This is a genomic window from Streptomyces sp. R28 (genome assembly GCF_041052385.1).
In the GTDB taxonomy this organism is placed as follows: Bacteria; Actinomycetota; Actinomycetes; order Streptomycetales; family Streptomycetaceae; genus Streptomyces.
On sequence record NZ_CP163439.1, the window covers coordinates 4,578,515 to 4,593,587 of the forward strand.

The 15,073-nt window shown below is 69.6% G+C and carries 12 protein-coding genes and 1 pseudogene; 5 read left to right on the forward strand and 8 right to left on the reverse strand.

Annotated elements, in window-relative coordinates; translation table 11 throughout:
- Positions 1 to 115 precede the first annotated feature (115 nt).
- Positions 116 to 1,672, reverse strand: a complete 1,557-nt coding sequence (locus tag AB5J49_RS20160) for an MFS transporter (RefSeq protein ID WP_369170022.1) — start codon at positions 1,670 to 1,672, stop codon at positions 116 to 118.
- 62 nt (positions 1,673 to 1,734) lie between these two features.
- Here AB5J49_RS20160 and AB5J49_RS20165 point away from each other — a divergent pair, with 62 nt between their 5' ends.
- Complete coding sequence (locus AB5J49_RS20165; protein WP_369170023.1) at positions 1,735 to 2,694, forward strand: helix-turn-helix transcriptional regulator; 960 nt, start codon at positions 1,735 to 1,737, stop codon at positions 2,692 to 2,694.
- A 346-nt stretch (positions 2,695 to 3,040) separates the two neighbouring features.
- Here the strand turns inward: AB5J49_RS20165 and AB5J49_RS20170 are convergent, their stop codons facing one another.
- On the reverse strand, positions 3,041 to 3,715 hold the full coding sequence (locus AB5J49_RS20170; protein WP_369170024.1) for a TetR/AcrR family transcriptional regulator: 675 nt from the start codon (positions 3,713 to 3,715) through the stop codon (positions 3,041 to 3,043).
- A 417-nt stretch (positions 3,716 to 4,132) separates the two neighbouring features.
- Positions 4,133 to 5,128, reverse strand: a complete 996-nt coding sequence (locus tag AB5J49_RS20175) for an RNA polymerase sigma factor RpoD/SigA (protein ID WP_369170025.1) — start codon at positions 5,126 to 5,128, stop codon at positions 4,133 to 4,135.
- Between the two features lie 170 nt (positions 5,129 to 5,298).
- Here AB5J49_RS20175 and AB5J49_RS20180 point away from each other — a divergent pair, with 170 nt between their 5' ends.
- On the forward strand, positions 5,299 to 5,829 hold the full coding sequence (locus AB5J49_RS20180; protein WP_369170026.1) for an N-acetyltransferase family protein: 531 nt from the start codon (positions 5,299 to 5,301) through the stop codon (positions 5,827 to 5,829).
- 126 nt (positions 5,830 to 5,955) lie between these two features.
- Here the strand turns inward: AB5J49_RS20180 and AB5J49_RS20185 are convergent, their stop codons facing one another.
- The gene (locus tag AB5J49_RS20185; protein WP_369170027.1) at positions 5,956 to 6,741 is read right to left on the reverse strand and encodes a dioxygenase; all 786 of its coding nucleotides are present in this window, start codon (positions 6,739 to 6,741) and stop codon (positions 5,956 to 5,958) included.
- A gap of 121 nt (positions 6,742 to 6,862) precedes the next feature.
- On the opposite strand from AB5J49_RS20185, the gene AB5J49_RS20190 reads away from it, so the two are divergent.
- A complete protein-coding gene (locus AB5J49_RS20190) occupies positions 6,863 to 7,399 on the forward strand; it encodes a MarR family winged helix-turn-helix transcriptional regulator (protein ID WP_369170028.1) in 537 nt (178 codons plus the stop codon).
- A 116-nt stretch (positions 7,400 to 7,515) separates the two neighbouring features.
- Here AB5J49_RS20190 and AB5J49_RS20195 read toward each other — a convergent pair whose 3' ends face one another.
- Positions 7,516 to 9,057, reverse strand: a complete 1,542-nt coding sequence (locus tag AB5J49_RS20195) for an MFS transporter (RefSeq protein WP_369170029.1) — start codon at positions 9,055 to 9,057, stop codon at positions 7,516 to 7,518.
- A gap of 119 nt (positions 9,058 to 9,176) precedes the next feature.
- Positions 9,177 to 9,821 (reverse strand): TetR/AcrR family transcriptional regulator, encoded by a 645-nt coding sequence (locus tag AB5J49_RS20200; RefSeq protein ID WP_369170030.1) that lies wholly within the window; start codon positions 9,819 to 9,821, stop codon positions 9,177 to 9,179.
- Between the two features lie 259 nt (positions 9,822 to 10,080).
- Between AB5J49_RS20200 and AB5J49_RS20205 the strand changes: the two genes are divergently transcribed.
- The gene (locus AB5J49_RS20205; protein WP_369170031.1) at positions 10,081 to 11,361 is read left to right on the forward strand and encodes a M6 family metalloprotease domain-containing protein; all 1,281 of its coding nucleotides are present in this window, start codon (positions 10,081 to 10,083) and stop codon (positions 11,359 to 11,361) included.
- A 173-nt stretch (positions 11,362 to 11,534) separates the two neighbouring features.
- Positions 11,535 to 13,217, forward strand: a complete 1,683-nt coding sequence (locus AB5J49_RS20210) for an IclR family transcriptional regulator C-terminal domain-containing protein (protein ID WP_369170032.1) — start codon at positions 11,535 to 11,537, stop codon at positions 13,215 to 13,217.
- An 80-nt stretch (positions 13,218 to 13,297) separates the two neighbouring features.
- Here the strand turns inward: AB5J49_RS20210 and AB5J49_RS20215 are convergent, their stop codons facing one another.
- Entirely contained in the window at positions 13,298 to 13,888 is a 591-nt protein-coding gene (locus AB5J49_RS20215) for an NADPH-dependent FMN reductase (RefSeq protein ID WP_369170033.1), read from the reverse strand.
- A gap of 1,016 nt (positions 13,889 to 14,904) precedes the next feature.
- A pseudogene (locus AB5J49_RS20220) lies at positions 14,905 to 15,060 on the reverse strand (IS5/IS1182 family transposase); the annotation flags it as partial.
- Between the last annotated feature and the right edge of the window lie 13 nt (positions 15,061 to 15,073).

The following is a 15,073-nucleotide window of genomic DNA, read 5'->3' on the forward strand; positions in this document are numbered from 1 at the left end:
ATTTCCGGAAAGTAAACAGGTTCGGGCCCAATCGGGCATGATCGGGCTTCCGAGCTGGGGAGAAACGGAAACGACGAAGGGCCCGGCACTGAAGTGCCGGGCCCCTCCCCCGCTCTCAGCCCGCCAGCGCGGGTTCCTTCTCCGTCGACGGCGACGGATCATCGGCCGCTCCCTCGATGTGCTGCGCCGGGCGCTTCGGCAGCGCGAACATCAGCAGGAAGATGACGCCCATCACCGCGGCCACCCACCCGAGCGCGTGCTGGAAGCCGTCCGCGAAGGCCATGCCGGCCGCCGTGCGCCCGGTGGCCTCGGTCAGCCGGTCGTCGACGACCCCGAAGAAGACCACCGAGACCAGTCCGAGGCCGAGCGCGTTGCCCATCTGCTGGACGGTGCTGATGAGGCCCGACGCCGAACCCGCGTGCTCGCGCGGCACCTCCGACAGGATCGCGTCCGTCAGCGGGGCCACGATCAGGCCCATGCCGAGGCCCATGACAACCAGGGGCAGGGCCATCTGCCAGGGGGCGATGGACATGCCGTAGCGGCCGGACTCCCAGATGTAGAGCAGCACGCCGATCGCCATGACCAGCGCGCCCGCCTGGAGCACCTTGCGGCCGAAGCGCGGGACCAGCTTCTGGACGGACATCCCGGCCGCCGTCGAGACGGCGATCGAGAACGGGATCCCCGTCAGACCCGCCTTCAGCGGGGTCCAGCCCAGGCCGAACTGCATGTACAGCGTCCAGACCAGGAAGAAGATGCCGAGCGCCACGCCGAAGACGGTCTGTACGGCGATACCGGCCGCGAAGCTCTTCACCTTGAACAGCGACAGTTCGACGAGCGGGGAGCCGTCGCGGGCCGCCTTGCGCCTCTCGTACGCCACCAGCGCCGCGAGGACCACGAACGCTCCGGCCATGGACGCGTACCCCCACAGCGGCCAGCCCAGCTCGCGGCCGCGGGTCAGCGGGTAGAGCAGCATAAGCAGGCCGAGGGTGACGAGACCGACGCCGACGAGGTCGAGCTTCAGTGCCCGCGGCGCCTTGGACTCGGTGATGAAGCGGCTGCCCAGGATCAGGCCCGCGATGCCGACCGGGAGGTTGATCAGGAAGATCGGGCGCCATTCGAGGCCGAAGAGGTTCCACTCCGTGAGGAGTGCGCCGAGGAGGGGGCCGGTGACCGCGCCGAGGCCGACCACCGCGCCGAACAGACCGAAGACCTTGCCTCGTTCGTGCGCCGGGAAGGTGGCGTGCACGATCGACAGGACCTGCGGGACCATCAGCGCCGCCATCGTGCCCTGCAGGATGCGGGAGGCGACCAGCATCTCCGGGTTCGCGGCGAAGCCGCACAGGGCCGAGGCGAGGGTGAAGCCGCCGATGCCGATGAGGAACAGCCGCTTGCGGCCATGGATGTCGCCGAGGCGGCCGCCGGTGATCAGGCCTGCCGCGAACGCGAGGGCGTAACCGGCGGTGATCCACTGGATCTGGCTGAACGTCGCGCCGGCTTCCCGCTGGATCGACGGGATCGCGACGTTGACGATCGTGACGTCGACCAAGTCCATGAAGGCCGCGGTCATCACGATGGCCAGGGCGAACCACCGGCGGCGGTCTGCTGCGGTGGGCTGTGCGCCGGGGTTGGGCAGGGGTGCTGGTTCTGTCCCGGCTGAGGTCCGTGAGGTCATGGTGTGAAGCTATGCCTTCATTAGGTCAGATCGTGTCCTACTTCTGCGGCATCCTCGGATTCATGACGACGGATACTCCGGCACGGCTCCTCACGCTCCTCTCTCTTCTTCAGACGCCCCGTGAATGGCCCGGCGGTGAGCTTGCCGCTCGGCTCGGGGTGTCCCGGCGTACGGTGCGGCGGGACGTCGACCGGCTGCGGGAACTGGGGTACCCGGTTCAGGCGACCAAGGGGGCCGACGGTGGTTATCGGCTCGTGGCGGGCAAGGCGATGCCGCCGCTCGTTCTCGACGACGAGGAGGCCGTGGCCATCGCGGTCGGGTTGCGGGCCGGGGCAGGGCATGCGGTCGAGGGGGTGGAGGAGGCGTCCGTGCGGGCGCTGGCGAAGCTGGAGCAGGTGCTGCCGGCGCGGTTGCGGCACCGGGTGACGACGCTTCAGGCCGCGACTACGCCGCTGATCAGTGGGGACGGGGCGAGTATCGCGCCCGAGACGCTGACCGTGATGGCGTCGAGTGTGGCGGGGCAGGAGCGGTTGCGGTTCGCGTACCGGGCGGGGGACGGCACGGAGTCGCGTCGCTTGACCGAGCCGTATCGGCTGGTGTCCACGGGGCGGCGCTGGTACCTCGTCGCGTACGACCTCGATCGGGAGGACTGGCGGACGTTCCGGGTCGACCGGGTGAGCGAGCCGTTCGCGACGGGGGCGCGGTTCGCTCCGCGGGAGTTGCCGACGGGGAGTGCTGCGGAGTATCTGCGGCAGTCGATGTGGCGGCGGCAGGAGACGTACGCGTTCTCGGTGACGTTCGAGGCGCCTGCGGAGTTCGTCGCGGCTCGGCTGCCTGGGTGGTTGGGGGTGCCGGAGGCGGTTGAGGGCGGGGGTGGGAGTGGGGCGCGGTGTCGGTTGCGGGGGACCGCGGGGGACTCGGTGGAGTGGATGGCGGTGCGGTTGGCGATGGTGGACTGCGAGTTCGTGGTGGAGTCGCCGGAGGAACTGGTGCGGTGTGTGCGGGAGTTGGGGGGCGGTTGAGTCGGGCGGGGCGGGTGCGGGTGCCTCCGGCGGTTAGGCCGGGGTGCTTGCGGGTGCCTCCGGCGGTTGGGCCGGGGTGCGTGTGGCGGCCTGTGGGGCTGGGTGGGGGTGCGCGTTGATGCCTGCGGCGGCCTGTGCCGGTTCGGCCGGGGTTCGCGTAGCGCCTGCGGGTGGGTGGTGGGTCGGGGCCGTGCCGGGGGGTGTCCGTCCTCGGTCGGGCGGTTGCCGTTGGGTTAGAGGTGCTGTTTTTTGACGCCCGCCGCTGCGGGCGGACACCCCCGGCACGTCCCCTTGCCGCCGTACGCGGGTGCGGCGCCGTGAGGGTGCGCCGTTCGGTGGCTCGGCTTCACGCCGGGCGTGCCGTGATGTCCTCCCACGGGAAGTCCCTCAGTGCCGCCAGGTTGCGCATCGCCAGGGGGGCGGGGCCCTCCGCGCCCTGTGCGGGGGCGTCTCCCGCTGCCCAGTTTTCTACGGCCACGCGTACCGAGGCGGCTGCCACCGCGGCGGCGAAGCGGAGGCCGGGGGCAGGGGCGGCAACGTTGTCGTCGCCCTCGTTTCTCCTCGCCAGGATCTCCGCGAGCCTTGCCTCCGCCTCATGGCACGCCTCCGCCCACACCTTGCGCAGCGCGGGGCTCGAGTCGGCCAGGCGGACCAGCGTGCGGACCCACTCCCAGGAGCGTGCGGAGACGCCGGCGTCCGGGGTGAGGATGTGGCGGGTCGCGTGTTCCAGGGCTTGGGAGACGGGTAGTTCCGGTGGGGCGGTGCGGACTGCTTCTGCCCAGCGGTCGGCGCCGGCCGCGTAGAGGGGGGCCACCGCCTCCTCCTTGGTGGCGAAGTAGCGGTAGAAGGTGCGCGGCGCTATGCCGGCGGCCTGGGCGATGTCCTCGGCTCGGGTGGCCCGTAGACCCTGCTTCACGAAGAGGGCGGCCGCGGCGCGGGCGATCTCCATGCGGGTCGCTGCCTTGCGTCGCTCCGTGAGGGACGGAGTGGCGGAAGGGTGGGCGGGGGTGGGGCTGCTCACGTTCGGCAGGCTATGCCGATGTGACACAATCTGCCATTCGGGTGGGCCACCCCGTGGTTCAGGTACGGGGTGGCCCACCCGTCTGCGTGCCCGGTGACCGAAAAGAGCCGGGCCCCGGCACCCAGGGGGGATAGGCGCCGAAGCCCGGCTCGGGGAGAGTCCCGGCGCCGGGGGGAGTGCGTCGGGACTTGGTCTGTCGGTACTCGGTATGGTCATGGTCGGCCGGCGGGGCGCCGTGGTCCTTGTCCGGGGGCCCGAGGGCGGTCGCCTCAGGAGCCGAACTGCCTTACCTGCAGGTCTTGTTCCCGGTGCCCCGCGCCTTGAAGCGGCGTTACATCGCCATGTTTGCGCGGTCTTTGGCCACCCGGCGTACGCGCCCGCACGGCTCGTACGCCCCCGCCCCTGCGGCCGCAGGGGCTACGCGGCCGCGTCGAAGCCAGTGCTGTGCGCCAGCTTCTTCAGCTCCAGCAGGGCGTGCTTCTCGATCTGGCGGATGCGTTCGCGCGTCAGGCCGTGCTCCTTGCCGACCTCGGTCAGGGTGCGCTCGCGGCCGTCCTCGATGCCGTAGCGCATCTTGATGATGGAGGCCGTGCGCTGGTCCAGGCGGCCGATCAGGTCGTCCAGTTCCTCGCTGCGCAGGAGCGTGAGGACCGACTGCTCCGGGGAGACCGCGGACGTGTCCTCCAGCAGGTCGCCGAACTGGGTCTCGCCCTCGTCGTCCACCGCCATGTTCAGCGAGACCGGGTCGCGGGCCCAGTCCAGGACGTCGATCACGCGGTCCGGGTTCGAGCCGAGCTCGGCGGCGATCTCCGCGGGCTCCGGGTCGCGGCCGTGCTCGCGGTTGAACTCGCGCTGGACGCGGCGGATGCGGCCCAGTTCCTCGACCAGGTGGACGGGGAGACGGATGGTGCGGGACTGGTCGGCTATCGAGCGCGTGATGGCCTGACGGATCCACCAGGTCGCGTACGTCGAGAACTTGAAGCCCTTGCGGTAGTCGAACTTCTCCACCGCGCGCACCAGGCCGGCGTTGCCCTCCTGGATCAGGTCGAGGAGGGGAAGGCCGCTGCGCGGGTAGCGGCGGGCCACGGCGACGACCAGGCGGAGGTTGGAGCGGATGAAGACGTCCTTGGCCCGCTCACTCTCGGCGACCAGGGCCTCCAACTCGTCGCGGGTGGCGTCCGCCCTGGCCTCCTCGCAGCCGTCGAGGACCTGCTTTGCGAACACACCCGCCTCGATGATCTGCGACAGCTCGACCTCTTTGGCTGCGTCGAGCAACGGCGTACGCGCGATCTCGTCGAGGTACATGCCGACCAGGTCGCGGTCCGCGATCTCGCCGCCATGGGCGCGAACACTGCTTGCCGCGTCGGTCCCGCCAGTGGCGGACTGACGACGGGCGACGGCACGGGTTGCCATGCGTGCTCCCTTGCGATGTGGACTGGCGGGTGGTTCTTGAACGCTTGGGACTCTTCTCGAGTGCCCGCCGTTCGATGGAAACAACGACTGGAATCAGGACAGAATTCCCAACCCGCCCCCATATTTTTCTGATCTTGCAGTACCCTGTCCGGCCACGCGAGGAGGCATGGATGTCGTCGGCACGTACAGAGGTGCAGGTCAGACCAGGAGTCGAGAGTGACCTCGAAGCCCTCACCGACCTCTACAACCACTATGTACGTGAGACGCCCATCACATTCGATACCGCGGTCTTCACGCCGGAAGAGCGCCGCCCCTGGCTGCTCTCCCACCCTGAAGACGGGCCGCACCGGCTGATGGTTGCCGTGGAGAGCGGCCCCGCAGGCAACTCACAGCGGATTCTTGGCTACGCCACATCCAGCATCTTCCGGGCGAAGCCCGCCTACGAGACCTCCGTCGAGGTCACGATCTACCTCGCGCCGGACGCCGGCCGGCGCGGCGTCGGCAGCCTCCTCTACGAGGCCCTCTTCGAGGCCCTGGCGGACGAGGACCTGCACCGCGCCTACGCCGGGATCGCCCTGCCGAACGAGGCGTCCGTGCGGCTGCACGAGCGGTTCGGGTTCCGGCACGTCGGCACGTACCGCGAGGTGGGCCGCAAGTTCGGCCGGTACTGGGACGTCGCCTGGTACGAGAAGGAGCTCTGAGCCGCGCGAAAGGCCCGGCCCCTCAGCCTCCACCGCACCGGCCGGACCGCACCGATCAGCCGCAAGCGCCGATCAGCCGAACAGCAGCAAGCAGGCGCACTGCACCGACCAGCCGAACCGCACCCATCAGCCGAACTGCACCGACCGCTTCGCCAGCCCCATCCAGAACCCGTCGATCACCGACTTCTGCGCCGCCGGCTCACCGGCCGCGTCCGCCGCGCCCATCGTCACGAACAGCGGGGCGAAGTGCTCGGTGCGCGGGTGGGCGTAGCGACCCGCCGGCGCCTTGTGGAGGAAGTCCAGCAGGGCGTCCCAGTCGCCGCTCTCCAGTGCCCGGCGGCCCCAGTCGTCGAACTCCACGGACCAGGCGGGGATGCCGCCCTGCCGCAGGGCGGCGAGGTTGTGGGTGAAGAAGCCGGAGCCGACGATCAGCACGCCCTCGTCCCGCAGCGGCGCCAGCTTGCGGCCGATCTCCATCAGCTTCACCGGGTCGAGGGTCGGCATGGAGACCTGCAGGACGGGGATGTCCGCCTCGGGGTACATCTCGACGAGCGGGACGTAGGCGCCGTGGTCGAGGCCGCGGTCGGGGATGTCCTGCACGGGGATGCCGGGGGCGCGCAGCAGTTTCCGGACGGACTCGGCAAGTTCGGGCGCGCCGGGAGCCGCGTACGTCACCTTGTAGTAGTGCTCGGGGAATCCCCAGAAGTCGTAGACGAGAGGAACGGTCTCGGTGGCACCGATGGCGAGCGGGGCCTCCTCCCAGTGGGCGGAGATCATCAGGATCGCCTTGGGGCGCGGCAGCCCGGCGGACCAGACGGCGAGCTCTCCGGGCCAGACGGGGTCGTCCGCGAGGGGCGGGGCGCCGTGGCTGAGATAGAGGGCGGGCATGCGCTCCTGCGTGGCGGCGGACATGGCGGTGACTCCCTCCGGAGACCTGAAGCGTTATTTGCTTCAAATCTAAAGCTTATCTACTCAAAAGACGGTACGCCGCAGTAGTTAAAATTTCAAGGAGAGCTCTCGTACAGTGGAGTGCATGAATACGGCATCGACTTCCGCACCACCCTCGCCCGCAGCCGCATCGGCGGCGGAGCCGCGCTGGCTCACCGACGATGAGCAGCGCGTATGGCGCTCCTACATCGACGCGGCCACCCTGCTCGAAGACCACCTGGACCGCCAGCTCCAGCGAGACGCGGGCATGCCGCACGTCTACTACGGTCTGCTGGTCAAGCTGGCCGAGTCCCCGAACCGCAGGCTGCGGATGACCGAGCTGGCGATGTACGCGAAGATCACCCGCTCCCGTCTCTCGCACGCCATCGCCCGGCTGGAGCGCAACGGCTGGGTCCGGCGCGAGGACTGCCCCGACGACAAGCGGGGCCAGTTCGCGGTCCTGACCGACGCGGGCTTGGAGGTGCTGCGGGAGACCGCACCGGGCCATGTGGAGGCCGTGCGCCAGGCGGTGTTCGACCGGCTCACCACCGAACAGCAAAAGGCCCTCGGCGAGATCATGCGGATCGTCGCCGAGGGCCTGCAGCCCAGCGAAGCAGGTGCGGACCTGCCCTGGCTCCGCTGAACCGCTCATTCAGCAGCGAGCCGGGGCAGGTCCTCAGGGCCGTACGTACGGAGCGTCCCCATCCCCGTACGTACGCCTGGTCCCGAAGGAGTACGACCGTGCGGTCGTCGTCGGCCTCAGTGCGCGACGACCGGCACCAGCACCTCGCCCTCGGCGCCCTCCTCGGAGGACGCGACCGCCGTACCGTCCGGGCGGCCGGCGTTGACGAAGGTCACGACGATCACCGCGGCGAGCACCAGCATGCCGACGGCGAACCAGATCGCGTTGGTGTAGCCGTGCACCATGCCCTCCAGCTGGACCAGCTGCTGCTGCGAGCGGGAGCTCGCGGAGCCGATGTGGTCGGCGATGTAGGAGGTGGTGGCCGAGGCGGCGATGGTGTTCAGCAGGGCCGTGCCGATCGCGCCGCCCACCTGCTGCGAGGTGTTGACCATCGCGGAGGCGACACCCGCGTCCCGGGGCTCGACGCCCAGGGTGGCCAAGGACATGGCCGGCATGAACGCCGTACCCATGCCGAGACCGAGCAGCAGCATCGCGGGCAGGATCGTCGAGGCGTACGACGAGCCGATCTCCAGCTGGGTCATCAGGAGCATGCCGACCGCGGCGACCAGGAAGCCGGGGCCCATCAGCAGCCGCGCCGGGACGCGGGTCATCAGACGGGTGCCGATCTGGGTCGAGCCGACCATCATGCCGACGATCATCGGCATGAAGGCGAAGCCGGTCTTGATCGGCGAGTAGCCCTTCACGATCTGCAGGTAGTAGGTCAGGAACAGGAACGTGCCGAACATCGCGATGATCGCGATACCGAGCGAGAGGTAGATGCCGCCGCGGTTGCGGTCGGTCACCACGCGCAGCGGCAGCAACGGGGCCTTGACCTTGGCCTCGGTGACGACGAAGGCGAGCAACAGGACCGCGGAGACGACGAACATGCCCACGGTCACGGAGTCGCCCCAGCCGTCGGACTCGGCGCGGGTGAAGCCGTAGACCAGTGCGACCAGGCCCAGGGTGGACAGCAGGACGCCGGGGATGTCGAGCGGGTTGCGGTTGCGGCCGCCCTCCGGCTCACGGATGACGAAGTACGCGCCGAACGCGGCGGCGATCGCGAACGGGATGTTGACGAAGAACGTCCAGCGCCAGTCCATGTACTCGGTCAGCACACCGCCGAGGATGAAGCCGACGGCGCCGCCGCCACCGGCGATCGCACCGTAGATACCGAACGCCTTGGCACGCTCCTTGGCGTCCGTGAACATCACGGCGAGCAGCGAGAGCGCGGCGGGCGCGAGCAGCGCGCCGAAGACACCCTGCAGGGCGCGGGCGCCGAACATCATCGCCTCGTTGGTGGCCGCACCGCCGAGCGCGGAGGCGCCGGCGAAGCCGACGAGACCGACGACGAAGGCGTTCTTACGGCCCCACAGGTCGGCTATCCGGCCGCCGAACAGCAGCAGACCACCGAAGGCGAGCGCGTAGGCCGTGACGACCCACTGACGGTTGCCGTCCGAGATGCCCAGGTCCTGCTGGGCGGAGGGCAGGGCGATGTTCACGATGGTCGCGTCGAGGACGACCATCAGCTGGGCGAGCGCGATGAAGACGAGCGCTTTCCAGCGGTTGGAATCGGCGGCACCGAGGGTGCTGCCTGGAGCCTTTGCGGCTGTTTCGGACATGGGGGTACCCACTTCGGGACTTCGTGACGGAAAAAGAGTGTCTAAAGGGGACGGCTCGTCGGCTGTGACGGCCGGTGAGATGGGGTGTGGTGACTGCTGTGGTGCGCTGAACTGATCGGTCAGGTCTGGCGCAGGTCCTCCATGGTCATCGCCGTGCCCGGCAGGACGGAACGGGCCGGGGCCCGCAGCCCGTCCAGGAACAGCTGCAGATAGCGGTGGACGAAGCGGTCGGCGATGTCGCACCCGGTCCCGGCCGGAGGCCGGCTGAGCTGGGCCACGCCGAGCATGACGTCGCCGACATCCACGTCGGGGCGGAGCTGGCCGGCCGCCTTGGCGCGGCCCATGATCTCCCCGACGAGCTGCTCGACCCGCTCGCGTGCGGCTTCCAGATCCGGGTGGTTCTTGTCGAAGGTGCTCTGGACCATCGGGCACAGCGCGCTGATCCGCTCGTCGGCGGCGGCGTGCACAAAACGCTCCAGAGCCTCGAAGGCATCCCCGGTCTCCGCGAGCGCGAGTTCGGCCACCGCCACCGTACGGTCCATGACGGAGCAGACGACCTCGCGGACCAGCGCGTCGCGGTCGGGGAAGTTGCGGTACACCGTGGCATTGCCGACGCCGGCCCGGCGGGCGATCTCGTCGAGCGGCACATCGGGGCCGAACTCGACGAACATCTCCCGGGCGGCGGTGACGATCCGCTCCCGGTTGCGCAGGGCGTCGGCGCGCGGCCGGGTCGCCTTGCGCGCTACGGGGGTCGCGGTCTGCACGGCGTACTCCTGAGTTCCAGTGAGGGGCGATCCGGGGAAGGTGTCCCCGTTTCGCTCGGACACATGGCTAAACGGGGAAGGGGTCCCCGGTTATTTCCCGCCTTCCGAAAAGTTTCATGTGACCTGAATCACAAGCGCGGTGTTCCAAGAACCCACGTTCGGTCTCCTCCAGCGCGCGCCCGCGCATCCCTCGACACAGGGTGATCGAGAGGGTGCAGCACGCGGTCCGGCGGGCTGCCATGGACTGAAGGGCCCATGCATGCAGCCAAGCCTTCGGATACGCCCCCGCCGTGTGGCCGCCCTCGCCTCCGTGACCGCCCTGACCCTGGCGGTCGGCACCTCGGCAGGCACCGGGCACCACACGGCGGGCACCCCGACGGCGACCGGAGCGGGCCCGATCTCGCTGGCCCGCTCCTCCCCTCTCGGCCCCTGCATGATCAGCGGCCGCCCGACGGTCCAGATGTCGGAGGGCGTACCGACACCGCGCGGCTACGCCCGCTCCATCGGCACCGTCCGCGCCCTCACCCTGATGGTCGACTTCCCCGACTCGCCCGGCCCCGGCAGCGCGCTCGACCGTTTCGCGGAGTTCTTCCCGAAGACCCAGGAGTGGTTCCGCACCAGCTCCTACGGCCGCCTCGACTACCACCCCCGGACCCCGATCTCCGGCTGGCTGCGCATGCCCAAGTCCTTCAGGGCGTACGGCATAGAGCGCGGCGCGCCCTTCGACCCCGGGTACCGGGAACTGGTCCAGGACATCGTGGCCGCGGCCGATCCCAAGGTGGACTTCCGCTCGTACGACTTCCTGAACGTGCTGGTGACGCCGAACGCCGGACCGTCGGCCCTGGACACGGTCCTGTCGGTGTCCTTCGCCGGCAACATGGAGGCCCCGGTGGCCGACGGCGTCTCGGTGGCCAACGCCTCCTTCGTCTACTCCCGCCAGGACGACGGCTCCGGCACCTACCACCGCACCGGCTACCGGGTCCTCCCCCACGAGAACGGCCACGTCTTCGGCCTCCCGGACCTCTACACCGCCGAGGGCGGGGGCGCGGTCGGCCACTGGGACATCATGAGCGAGGACTGGGGGTCCAACAACGACCTGCTCGGCTGGCACAAGTGGAAACTGGGCTGGCTGGACGCGGCGCAGGTACGGTGCGCGGCCCACACCGGGACCTCCGAGTACGCCCTGACCCCGCTGGCCCTCAAGGGCGGCCCGAAGCTGGTGTTCGTGCCGCTGAACAGCCGCAGCGGCTACGCCGTCGAACTGCGCACCCGCGAGGGCAACGACGAGACCGTGTGCCGCCCCGGCGTCCTGATCTACAAGGTCGACGCCGACGTGGACACCGGGATGGGCCCGGTGAAGGTCCACGACTCCCAAGAGGACAGCGCCGGCTGCACCCGCAGCCCGAACGTCCACGCCGAACTGTCGGACGCCACGTTCGTGCCGGGGGAGGAATTCCGGGATGCGAAGCGGGGGGTGCGGATTGCGGTGGTGGGAGCGGAGGTGGGGGGTGCGTATCGGGTGCGGGTGACTCGGGAGTAGGGGTGGAGGAGGGCTGCGGGCGTGGGGTGCGGGGGCGTACGGCTTGGTCGCCGGGCGTGGGGTGCGGGTGCGGGTGCGGGGTGTCGAGTACGCGCGGGTCGGTCGACGTCGCCGTACGCGGGCGTGGGTCGCATTACGGTTAGGCCTGCTGAGACCGCCGTACCGGAGAGCCGATGCCCGCGAAGACGACCATGGACGCCGCCCCTGCCGTACCGGCGGAGGCGGGGACGCCGTTGATCCGTGGCGTCGCGGTACTGCGGCAGCTGACCGAGGCCGACGGCACGCTGAGCGCGAGCGGACTGGAGCGGGCCACCGGACTGGCCCGTTCCACGGTGGACCGTATCGCGTCCACGCTCGCGCGCATGGGGTACGTCCGTCTCGACGGCCGCGACGTCGTCCTCGCGCCCCGCGTGATGGAACTGGGCAACGCCTACCTGGCCGCCCTGGGCCTGCCCGCCCTCCTCTCCTCCCACGCGGACGCGCTCGCCGACGAGTTGGACGAGTCGGTGTCGTTGGCCGTCGCCGACCGCGACGGCGTCCGCTTCATCCACCAGGCGACCCGCCGCCGCGCGATGGCCCTCAGCTTCCGCATCGGCGACCTGCTCCCGGCCGAACGCACCGCGCCGGGCCCGCTGTTCGCGACGGAGTGGACGGACACGGAGTGGCACGCCTGGCGCGAGCGCCGGGCGGCGGACCCGCAGGACCGGGACTTTCCCGCCGTACCGCCCCGGGAACACGCCTCGCCCGACGAGGACTTCGAGCGCCGGGCGCAGCGCGCACACAAGGACGGCTGGGCGCTGGACGACCAGTTGATCGAGCCGGGGCTGGTGGCCGTATCGGTACCGGTACGGGATCCCCGCGCGGGCGGCCGTATCGCCTGCGTGGCGAACGTGGTCAGCCACACCAGCCGCCACACCGCCGCGAACCTGCGCGACACGCTCCTCCCCCGCCTGCGCGCGGCGGTGGCGAAGATGGAACGCGAGCTGCGCGAGGCACCGCAGCCGCAGTCCGGGGCGGCGCCGGCGGGCCTGGCGATCTGGACGGGCGCCTCCAAGCAGGAACTGGGCCGGGAGTTCGTCGAGTCGTTGGCGCGCGGGCTGACCGTACTGACCGCCTTCGGAGAGGGCCGGGCCGAGCTGACGCTCACGGACGTGGCCCGCGCGACGGGCCTGGCACGGGCCACGGCACGCAGGGCACTCATCACCTACGAGCATCTGGGCCTGGTACGCCAGTCGGGCAACCGGGGCTTCACGTTGACCCCGCGCGTACTGTCGCTGGGCTACCCGCCCCTGTCCCGCACGTCCCTGTCCCAGATCGCGACCCCGCACCTGGCCGAACTCGCCGACCGGGTCCACGAGTCGGCATCCTTGGCGGTGCTCACCCCGTCCGGCGAGGAGATCCAGTACATGGCCCGGGCCGCCACCAGCCGCGTGATGAGCGTCAACATCACGATCGGCACGCGGCTGCCGGCGTATGCGACATCACTGGGCCGGGTGCTGCTGGCGGATGTCCCGCCCGGGGAACGGCGGCTGGCCACCGCCCTGGGCGAACTGCACCCGCTGACCCCCCGTACGATCACCGACCCCTCGGCCCTCGCAACGATGCTGGAGGAAGTCCGCGAGCGCGGATACGCCCTGGTCGACGAGGAGTTGGAGGAGGGCCTGCGGTCGGTGGCGGTACCGGTCCGGGACCGGACGGGCCGGGTGGTCGCCGCGGTGAACGTGGCGATGCACGCGGCGCGGCGGTCGGTGGAGGAGTGCGTGCGCGAGGTGCTGCCGGAGCTGGTGGAGACGGCTGGGCGGGTGGAGGGGGACCTGGGGGTGGCGGGTCGATTCACACGGGTTCCGGTCTCCTGAGGCCTTTCTCGAGACGTCCTTTTCAGGAGCCCCTTCTCCCGAGGTCCATCCCCTGGGGCCGTCCCCTGGAGCCTTGAGCTTCACCCCTCGTACGGCCTGACGGCACGGCCCTCACGCAGGGTCAGCCCCCACCAGGCGAGCTGGTCCAGCAGCACGGCGGCGGCCTTGGCGGTGCCGTCCTGGTCGTACGGGCGCCCCTCGTCGTCGAACTGCTCCCAGGCCATGTGGAAGCTGACCGTGTCGCGCAGGGTGACGGCGTGCAACTCGGCGAAGACCTGCCGCAGCTGCTCCACCGCCCGCTGCCCGCCGGCCATACCCCCGTACGAGACGAACCCGACCGGCTTGGCCCGCCACTCCCGGTAGACGTAGTCGATGGCCAGCTTCAGCGCGGCGGGGTACCCATGGTTGTACTCGGGCGTGACGACAACGAACCCATCGAGCCCACCGATGCGCTCGGCCAACGTCGGGGCACCGTCGTCAGGGGCGCCGGTCTGCTCCAGGGTGAGCTTGAGTTCAGCGGCGAGAGCGGGTTCGGACAGGTCGATGACGTGCGTCTCCATGTCGTCACGCCGACCGATCTCGGAGACGAACCAACGGGAGACCTTGTCGGCGAAACGACCGGGACGGACGCTGCCGATCATTACGCCGATCTTGAGTGGGGGCTGGGACATGGAGGTGCCTCGATTCCGAGTAGCCGAGAAAGTCCGCGATCGGCCCTGAATGGGCCCGCACAAGCAACGTAAAATCTCAAGTTAACTTGAGGTCAAGCGGGGCCGGGGAAGACCCGGAGACGGCCGAAGGCGACCGAGGAAGACCGAAGAAGACCGAAGAGGCACGCCGCCGATCACCGACAACCGAGGCGAACGACGAGACACGGATCCGTGCCTTCGTGGGATCTGTCGGAAATTCCGTCATCGCAGCTCAGGCCTCATGCCATGCGACGCCCCCAAACGCCGCAGCGCTGAATTCCAAACGCCTCTGCCGTGTTTTTGCAGCTCACGACCCGTGTCGCACTCGGCAAAACGAGGCGTGACACACCGCAACCTGTGCACGCCCGCGATAGCAGGGCGCCCCAGCTGGCCGCCCGCGCCTGGCGCTCTGAGGGTGAGGGGCTCACCCATAGGAGGGCACACCACTTGCTACTTGAATAGCTATCTGCGCAGTCTTGCTGTGTGCCCACTTACTCCAACCCACAGCAGCCCATCGACCGCCGCGTCCGCCTGCTCCTCCTCGATGACCAGGACCGCCTAATGCTGTGCGGCGGTTGCTGCAGCGGCTGGACTATCCCTCAACTATGGCTCGCTCCCGGCACCGACTTTCGAGACGGAGCCGCTCACTACCTCGCCGAACGGCTTCGCATCACCAACCCCCGCTTCGGATCTGTCTATGGAGTCCTTGAAACACAGGATCCCAACTGTTGGGAGCACGACCGCCACACCATTTCACACGTATTGATCGTGAGGATCAGTTCTGACGAGTCCGATGCGCTTCAGGCAACTTCTCGGACACATGCCAGGTGGGGACTCGGCGAACTCAAGTCCCGTTACCGGGAAGTCTCGCCAGAGGGAGTCGTCCCCCTCGCCTCAGGCTACGTAGAGGGGTGGCTTCCCGATGGCCCCATCTCTCTCCACTAAGGCCTACTCTGCAAATGATTCATGACGCACGGGGTGACTTGCTGGCTTTTGCATCACCCGGCGAAGGCGAGGTTGCACAGGCGGACGAGGCCATGCGTGACGTGGTGAACTCCCTCTCCCTTCAGGCGGAAGTCGCGAAGAATCTTCCAGGTCTCGATCGGGGCGAAGGCGTGTTCGACGCGGGCGCGGACCTTACGGTTGGAGGCGTTGTCCCTACTTCCA